The 7,992-nt window shown below is 36.4% G+C and carries 7 protein-coding genes and 4 pseudogenes; 6 read left to right on the top strand and 5 right to left on the bottom strand.

Going from position 1 to position 7,992, the window contains the following annotated elements; translation table 11 throughout:
* Positions 1 to 555: 555 nt before the first annotated feature.
* Positions 556 to 1,605, bottom strand: a pseudogene (locus tag Y7E_RS30625) (IS4 family transposase); the annotation flags it as partial.
* A gap of 528 nt (positions 1,606 to 2,133) precedes the next feature.
* Between Y7E_RS30625 and glpX the strand changes: the two are divergent.
* Positions 2,134 to 3,114 (top strand): class II fructose-bisphosphatase, encoded by a 981-nt coding sequence (glpX, locus tag Y7E_RS0128320; RefSeq protein ID WP_017154548.1) that lies wholly within the window; start codon positions 2,134 to 2,136, stop codon positions 3,112 to 3,114.
* A 202-nt stretch (positions 3,115 to 3,316) separates the two neighbouring features.
* On the opposite strand, the gene Y7E_RS0128315 is transcribed toward glpX, so the two are convergent.
* Positions 3,317 to 3,499: a hypothetical protein gene (locus Y7E_RS0128315; protein ID WP_017154547.1), complete on the bottom strand. Its 183-nt coding sequence runs from the start codon at positions 3,497 to 3,499 to the stop codon at positions 3,317 to 3,319.
* A 226-nt stretch (positions 3,500 to 3,725) separates the two neighbouring features.
* Here Y7E_RS0128315 and Y7E_RS0128310 point away from each other — a divergent pair, with 226 nt between their 5' ends.
* From Y7E_RS0128310 to Y7E_RS30620, 4 genes and pseudogenes are all read left to right on the top strand, one after another.
* Entirely contained in the window at positions 3,726 to 4,082 is a 357-nt protein-coding gene (locus Y7E_RS0128310) for a cupin domain-containing protein (RefSeq protein ID WP_017154546.1), read from the top strand.
* A 220-nt stretch (positions 4,083 to 4,302) separates the two neighbouring features.
* Positions 4,303 to 4,524 carry a hypothetical protein gene (locus Y7E_RS0128305; protein WP_017154545.1) on the top strand — a complete coding sequence of 74 codons (222 nt, stop codon included), beginning with the start codon at positions 4,303 to 4,305 and terminating at the stop codon, positions 4,522 to 4,524.
* Between the two features lie 79 nt (positions 4,525 to 4,603).
* Positions 4,604 to 4,888, top strand: coding sequence for a hypothetical protein (locus Y7E_RS0128300; RefSeq protein ID WP_017154544.1), 285 nt, complete (start codon positions 4,604 to 4,606; stop codon positions 4,886 to 4,888).
* A 112-nt stretch (positions 4,889 to 5,000) separates the two neighbouring features.
* Positions 5,001 to 5,348: pseudogene (locus Y7E_RS30620) on the top strand (DDE-type integrase/transposase/recombinase); the annotation flags it as partial.
* A 76-nt stretch (positions 5,349 to 5,424) separates the two neighbouring features.
* Here Y7E_RS30620 and Y7E_RS0128290 read toward each other — a convergent pair.
* Together Y7E_RS0128290 and Y7E_RS30615 are read right to left on the bottom strand one after the other, a co-directional pair.
* Entirely contained in the window at positions 5,425 to 6,024 is a 600-nt protein-coding gene (locus Y7E_RS0128290) for a response regulator transcription factor (RefSeq protein ID WP_017154542.1), read from the bottom strand.
* A gap of 20 nt (positions 6,025 to 6,044) precedes the next feature.
* Positions 6,045 to 6,560: pseudogene (locus tag Y7E_RS30615) on the bottom strand (sensor histidine kinase); the annotation flags it as partial.
* Positions 6,561 to 6,626: 66 nt separating this feature from the next.
* Between Y7E_RS30615 and Y7E_RS0128280 the strand changes: the two are divergent.
* Positions 6,627 to 7,313, top strand: coding sequence for an IS6 family transposase (locus Y7E_RS0128280; RefSeq protein WP_017154540.1), 687 nt, complete (start codon positions 6,627 to 6,629; stop codon positions 7,311 to 7,313).
* 55 nt (positions 7,314 to 7,368) lie between these two features.
* Here Y7E_RS0128280 and Y7E_RS30610 read toward each other — a convergent pair.
* Positions 7,369 to 7,886, bottom strand: a pseudogene (locus Y7E_RS30610) (IS6 family transposase); the annotation flags it as partial.
* Positions 7,887 to 7,992 lie beyond the last annotated feature (106 nt).

Genomic DNA, 7,992 nt, shown 5'->3' with positions numbered 1-7,992 from the left:
TCGTCGCCTTAGTTCCTGCAAAGTAATAGGTGTTTTTGTCATGGCACCCTTGCCTCCTTTGGTCGTACGAAATATTTACAGGTTCGGACCCTTCCCTCCCCACGCGTTTTACTGCACGCAGATCTCTGGTACTACGATCCGTTCCGCCACCCTGACACCTACCGGTCTCACTTCCCGGTCGCGGTTATAGAGACGGTCTCCTCGATGAGGTTTCTTCATCGGGTGTCGAGGGCTTCTCCAGTTTCCACATTATCTTTCTCTCCATGTCGCCGCTGATACCCCGCCGGTGAGAACTGCCGTTTCAGACTCGTTTCGGTCAGTTCTTGCTGCTTTCGCACGTTATCGACCGTCTCAGCCACCGGAATTGCGTGTAACGAGGCTACGTCTACGTTCACTGTACGTTACAACCTGGAGATTTGCCCACATGCCTTTTGCATGTGATGTCAGAGGGCTTCGCTATGTTGTTTTCACTTCATGGCGCCTCTCAGGCTACGGGAGTGGAGTCTATTCTCCCGATTGGACTTTCACCAACTAGATAATGTGTCCTTATCTGGACACGCCAATCTGCCAGCGAAGAGAATAAAAATCATGTATTTGTTCCATCGGAACCCATTCCAAAGGTGTATTGGTAACATAAATGTTCATACCAGCTAAGCGTTTACTTTTCTCTGAGTACGTAATACCCTTTTTACTTTCCGTATATACTTGTTTTTTCTTACGTTCTCGAAGTTGCTTTTCAGTTAATCGATATATGATAACTCGTGTAAATAGTTTTTTATCCTTTCCAATATAAGCTGCTGTTATTTCATGGACCTGTCCTGGTTTTAAGGTATTCATAATGTATTCTAAATCAACTTTGATATACTGAGATTGTTTTTTTACTGTCCCATTTCGAAAGTATTCAGGAAACTCATTTTTGATATACACCATATTATTTAGTTTAAGCCGCGATATATAATACACGCCACGTTGGTCCATTTGATCTAAATCATCCAGTGAATAATAGCCTAAATCCCGAATACATAGATCGCCAGGTCGTAATGTCGCTAAACATTCTGTTCCAAAGGTCTTATCATTGTTCTTCCCCGGTTCAATTTGAAAATTTAAAAACTGTCCGCTATGTAAATCATATTCTAATTGAATCTTTATACCCGCTGTTTGTGCACAACCACCTGATCCAGGATACACACTGGCTAAATGTTTTGGTACCTGAAAAATCGTTGCATCTAAAATACGAATCCGTTGAAAATAGGTGATTGAAGAGCTTGGAATCAATGATGTTTCACAAATTTTATTTTTTAATAATGTGGAGAAAATATGTTTTAAAAAGCAAACCGCCTTCTTATTGAAACGTTTATTGAGTCCTTCTGGACTCATAAGAGTTCCTGTAACAGCATGAAGTTGACTACACAGTCGAACTAATGAATCACTCGCAACACGTTGACTAACCCAGACACAGATAATAGCTAAATCATGACCTGAAAATTTACGCTTTCGTTGTACAAAAGTTAGTTCTCTAGCAAGATTCTCTAAAAATGAAGGAGCAAGATGTTGATGCAACTCTTCAGCAAATAATTGTAATTCATCTTGAATCGAAAGATTCATAAAAAACGCCACCCTTTCTGTATATTTCTACAAAAAGAATAGCGTTTTTAAGGTCAAATTAATATGACATTATATTGGTTTAATAAAATCCTATAAATTGTCTTATAGAGTTTAATCTTTGGGAACCGTATTATATGTGATTTGAATCATAAGTCCGCCACAATTTGAACCATAATATTGCCAGAAAGCATAGTTTTTAGAGAACATTCTTGTAATATTTGAAGCATAACATTGCCAAAAGTCTTTTATTAACCCATAAACTTGCCGTTAGTTAATTCTCTCATTAATTATATAGAGAGACATTTATTTAAGACTATCTAAAGTCATTTGATTATAGTGAAGGGCGATTTTAAACCAGATGTAGAAACAATAGCTAAATATCCATACTAGAAGAGGACTATGTGAATGTTACTCATTTTTCGTGTGTTTATACAAATATATGATATACAAATAAGATAAATATGTTATACTTTATTGACTTTATTTTTTAAAATAATATATGGGTTTTCATATTAGGGGGATATTCTATTGGATCGTGAACTAGCTTTAGAAGTCGTACGTGTTACAGAGGGTGCTGCTTTAGCGGCTGCTGGTTGGCTTGGAAGGGGAAACAAAATTATGGCAGATGACGCTGCAACAAATGCAATGCGATTAGTATTTGATTCAATAAATATGCAGGGTAAGGTTGTAATTGGAGAAGGTGAAATGGATGAAGCTCCTATGCTATATATTGGTGAAAAGTTAGGAACTGGACAAGGTATAGAAGTTGATATTGCTGTCGATCCACTAGAAGGAACAAATATAGTTGCAAAAGGATATGGAAACGCTATTACAGTATTAGCGATTGCAGATAAGGGGAATTTGCTTCATGCTCCAGATATGTATATGGAAAAGTTAGCAGTAGGACCATTAGCTGCGGGGAAAGTATCTATCAATGATCCAATCGAAAAAACCATTGAGATTGTAGCTGACGCAACTAACAAACGTATTCAAGATTTAACCGTGATGGTTCTTGAAAGAGATCGACACAATGACATGATGGAGAGGATACGCAAGAAAGGCGCAAGAGTTAAGATGTTTTCCGATAATGATATTAGTGCCGCTGTGGCTACTGCCCTTCCAAATACAGGTGTAGACCTCTTTGTCGGAATTGGTGGTGCGCCGGAGGGTGTAATTGCGGCTGCTGGATTAAAATGTCTTGGCGGAGAAATGCAGGGGCGTTTACTTCCAGAGAATACGGAAGAATTCAATCGTTGTATTAAAATGGGGATTACAAATCCAAATGAAGCCTTACAATTAGAAGATCTTGTAGCTGGAGATGATGCAATTTTTGCTGCAACAGGTGTATCATCAGGTGATATTCTAAAAGAAGTACGATTTCTAGGTGGGGACTTAGCTGAAACAGACTCAATTGTAATGCGTGCTAAAACAAAAACGGTACGTTTTATAAAGACAATACATCACCTTGAGCAAAAACCGTACCATATGAAACTACAATCTACTATATGATACATGTATCAAAAAATCTCTAAAATGAACTATTATTAAATTTAAAAAAGAATCCTTGCTAAGCTATATAAGTGGGCACTTCTTATAACAGATGTCAATTTATTTAACTTATTAAATATAAACTAATATTGAAGCATAACTTTGCCGCAAACCAAAAGAACCATAACCTTGCCGGAACGGCAAAGTTATGGTTCAAATCACATTATAATTTATAAGGATTATTTTTTGTTAAATTTTTTAATTCGTTTTCAAGGAAAAGCTTAAGGCTTTTCTTTTTCTTTTCAATGGATGTGATCTTATGAAAAGTTAACAAAGATAACATAGAGAATAATTTATAATATATCTCTGTAGATCCGTTCTTATTGTTTGAAATAATTTGCTCCATAGTATAGAATTTCCTTTTTTAACACAGTCCTATTTCTAATTTCAATACTTGATTATTATTTTACCAATTTTTATTAAAATCTTCTACTTTACTAATTCTTGATAATCTATATTTACCTTTAACAGTGCAATTTTTTCATTTGGGTGATACTTCAAAATGTTAAGTTGATGGGCATGTATGGTGACCCCTAAATGATAAAATAAAGAAAGGAACAAGGAGGGATTAAATGGAAATTTATCAGTTTAAAAAGGAAGCTGGAAAAAAGATAGAAAAATTCAATTCTGATTTTATTATGTCCCGTATAATCCAAACTCAAAAAGCAGCTCATATAGGATGTATGCACCTAGACGAAAACGGAATGATTGGTTATCACCAAGCGGTTATACCTCAACTTCTTTTAATTGTAAACGGAGAAGGAAGTGTTAGAGGGGAAAAGGAAGAGTTCATCAAAGTACAAAGTGGAGATGCTGTATTTTGGGAGAAAGGCGAATGGCACGCGACCAAAACAAATATAGGGTTAACTGCGATTGTAATAGAAAGCGAAGAACTAAATCCCCTATCATTTATGCCTTTAAAGAAATAACAAATGTTAAACAATCGATAAGCAACTTCCAATAACGAGAAATTATGTGAACACGAAAGTCTTCCAGTTAAATAATTTGAAGGGCTTTTAATAGTCTTCTAAATACATTGAATCCCGATAATGATTCGTTATGTTAACTTTACATGTATACGATATACATCTATTTTTTACAGAAATTGTTTATTTCCAATGGTAAAATAAGTAGGGGAGGAGGGTTATTATGGAGAAACATCGTTTTAGAAATCTACTTTTATGTTTTACAGCTCTTTTAGTGTTACCTGCTTGTCAAAAGTACAACGGTAAGTTAGAACAGTGGGGTAGCACTGTTGACACTGTTGATACAGCTAAACTAAAAAGAAATAACATTCCGTATGAAATAAAAGATGGTAAAGTATATATTCCCGAAGATGCCTTTAGCGATGCTACACTGTGTTGTACATAAGCAATGATGCAAACTCCTTACTAAAGGGAGAGGGGTTTGCTGTAATTTAAAAATATACTGACATATCGGAGTGATACATATGCAGAAATATATAACAACATCTATTACATCCGTTCTACTCATTATACAACTGGGTATTCTCTATTTCTGGATTGTTGATTGGCAAAAGATCGTGACACAAACAGGATTAATCATTTGGGGTAGTTCTATCCTTGTGGGAATATGGTTATATTTGATACACCGTAAATCCAATGAAAAAATTCTAAGCATAAACAGAAAAGTAATCTTTGTTTCCACATCTATGACTGTTCTTTTAGCTATTTTGTCATTACTAATAGAATCAATTGTAAGGTCTATGCCGTAACAACAATAGAAATCAAATAACTTCTGATAACGATCATTATGTAAATGAGCTGCCCATATGGATGGCTTATTGTATTTTTTGCTTAGCGTGTTTTTTTCCAAAATGCTGGCGGTACACCTTTATGAAAAGATTAGTCAAAACATTTAGAGAACCAGCGGTTCTCACTACAGACAAAGCACCAGCATTACTTTGCGCATTTAACAAATTAAGAGAACAAGGCTTTTATATACATACAACTCATTGTACAAGCAAGCATTTGAACAATCTCATTGAACAGGACCATAGGCATGTGAAGCGACGTTTTTCCAAATCCGCAGGATTTCAAAATCTTCGCCACGCTTCCCGTACCTTGAAAGGCATCGAAACCATTCATGCTTTATATAAACGAAACCGAAGTCTTGGCTCAGACTTCGGTTTTTCGACATACAATAAATTACAGGAGCTACTAACAATCGCATAAAATATACAACTTTTTGTTGGCACCACTTAACCTTAACAAAACTTCGCAACAGAACCCATAATATCTCTGTTTCACACTACTTAAACCAGCCTTTTTCTTTTGACTGGACAATCGCTTCTATACGATTTTTAACTTCTAATTTATCCATTATTTGAGAAATATAATTCCGAACTGTTCCTGTTTTTATACTAAGTTCAACAGCAATTTCTTTTGTGTTTTTCCCATGAGCTACGAGCCCTAATACTTCTTTTTCCCGGTCAGTAAGGGGATTCTCCTCGCCGTAAACACTTTCCATGAGTTCAGGTGCATATATTCTTTTTCCTGTCATTACCCCACGTATAGAGCTTACCAGATCTTCACTAGGGCTATCCTTCAATAAATAACCACTTACACCAGCCTTTAAAGCGCGTTGAAAATAACCGGAACGAGCAAAGGTTGTTAAGATAATAACTTTACAACCTAAATCCTTAATCTCTTCAGCAGCATCGAGCCCACTCTTTCCAGGCATTTCAATATCCATAATACAAACATCAGGCTGCGATTTCCGCACTAAAGCTACCGCTTCCTCTCCATTAGAAGCCTGTCCTACTACCGTCATATCCTCCTCTAAATTTAATAGTGAACCAAAGGCTCCCAACAGCATCTTCTGGTCTTCTGCAATCACAATTGTAATCATTTAAGTTTCTCCTTATCTGTCTACTTGACATCATTTGGTACTCTTATGATTAAAGTTGTTCCGTCATCTGTTCTCATTTCTAAATCGCCATTTATGAATTCCAAACGTTCCTTCATTCCTATTAATCCGTGACTTTTGGCTGTAGACTCTTCCTCATTCTTAAAAGTTCCGTCATCCTGTATAGTAATCACAATTTCCTTCCACGATTGTTCAATCGAAATGTAACAGGAAGTGGCCTCACTATGCTTTACTACATTAGTTACTGCCTCCTTCAAGCACATACTGAGAATGTTCTCAGTTAGTAGGGAAACGTTAGTTAATTGGACTTTCTGGTCAAATACAAAATGGATTTGTGCTGCTTCGATAATTTGCTTTACACGAGAAATCTCCTCATTTAATCTAATCCCACGCATGGAAGATACCAACTTTCTCACCTCACTTAATGCAGTTCTGGCTGTTTGCTGAACGTCCTTTAATTCACTGTGTACTTGATAAGGATCTGTATAAATTAACTTTCTTGCTAAATCACTCTTTAGGGTTCTGTTGCAAAGATTTCTAAACTGAGATAACCTGTAGAAAAAGTGTGAGCAGGAGAATGATATATGGGGTATTTTAAAGGAAAACAGTTTAAAAAGGATATTATTTTGCTAGCCGTCGGCTACTATTGTCGTTTTTCTTTAAGTTATCGTGATGTATCTGAAATCTTGAAAGAGCGTGGTGTTTCGGTTCACCCAACAACCATCATGCGCTGGGTTCATGAATATGGAAATCTTATCTATCAAATTTGGAAGAAGAAAAATAAAAACGTTCCATTATCTTGGAAACTAGATGAAACCTATATAAAAGTCAAGGGAAAATGGTGTTATTTATATCGTGCAATTGATAAAGACGGGCACACATTGGATATTCAACTTCGTAAAAAACGGGATCATCAGGCTGCCTATGCCTTTATGAAAAGATTGGTCAAAATCTTTGGAGAACCAGCGGTTCTCACTACAGACAAAGCACCAGCATTACTTTGCGCATTTAACAAATTAAGGGAACAAGGCTTTTATATAAATACAATTCATTGTACAAGCAAGCATTTGAACAATCTCATTGAACAGGACCATAGGCATGTGAAGCGAAGATTTTCCAAATCCGCAGGATTTCAAAATCTTCGCCACGCTTCCCGTACCTTGAAAGGCATCGAAACCATTCATGCTTTATATAAACGAAACCGAAGTCTTGGCTCAGACTTCGGTTTTTCGACGTACAATGAATTACAGGAGCTACTAACAACCGCATAAAATGTACAACTTTTTGTTGGCACCACTTAACCTTAACAAAACTTCGCAACAGAACCTCTTGTTCTACTATGTTATTCAAATACTTTTGTTGTCTAAGTTGCATACCATCAGGTATGCTTTTTTCAACTGTTCAATTGCTATAGGATAAGCTGGATTCTTATCGACTGTTATCACGCGAGGTTTTGAAACATGAAAAGCCCGCAACGCTTTCTTGAAAAAGCGCTTTGCAGCCTTCTGATCTCTTGTTTTGCTTAGGCAAAAATCGATTGTGTTTCCTTTCGAATCAACAGCACGATACAGGTACATCCATTGCCCTTTTACTTTGATATATGTTTCATCGACTCTCCAGGAGTTATTTGTTTGTTTAAGGTAGCGTCGGATCCGTTTATCCAATTCAGGACCATACTGATGAACCCAACGCATAATCGTTGTATGAGAAATGGATAAACCCCGTTCCTCCAGCATTTCCACTAAATCACGAAAACTTAGATGGTACCGTAGGTACCATCTTACCGTTAATAAGATAATATCAGGCTGATAGTGCTTCCATTTGAACAAATTTTTCTTTTCCATACCAATCACACACCTTTTTAGAGTAATAGTATCAGTATGTCCAAGATTTATAGATTACTTGCAATTATCCTGAAGTTTTTGCACCAGAACCTCATAATCTGCCATT

Source organism: Bacillus bingmayongensis (assembly GCF_000299035.1).
In the GTDB taxonomy this organism is placed as follows: domain Bacteria; phylum Bacillota; class Bacilli; order Bacillales; family Bacillaceae_G; genus Bacillus_A; species Bacillus_A bingmayongensis.
Note: the sequence above shows the minus strand (reverse complement) of the source record. Positions and strands in the feature narration are given on the sequence as shown.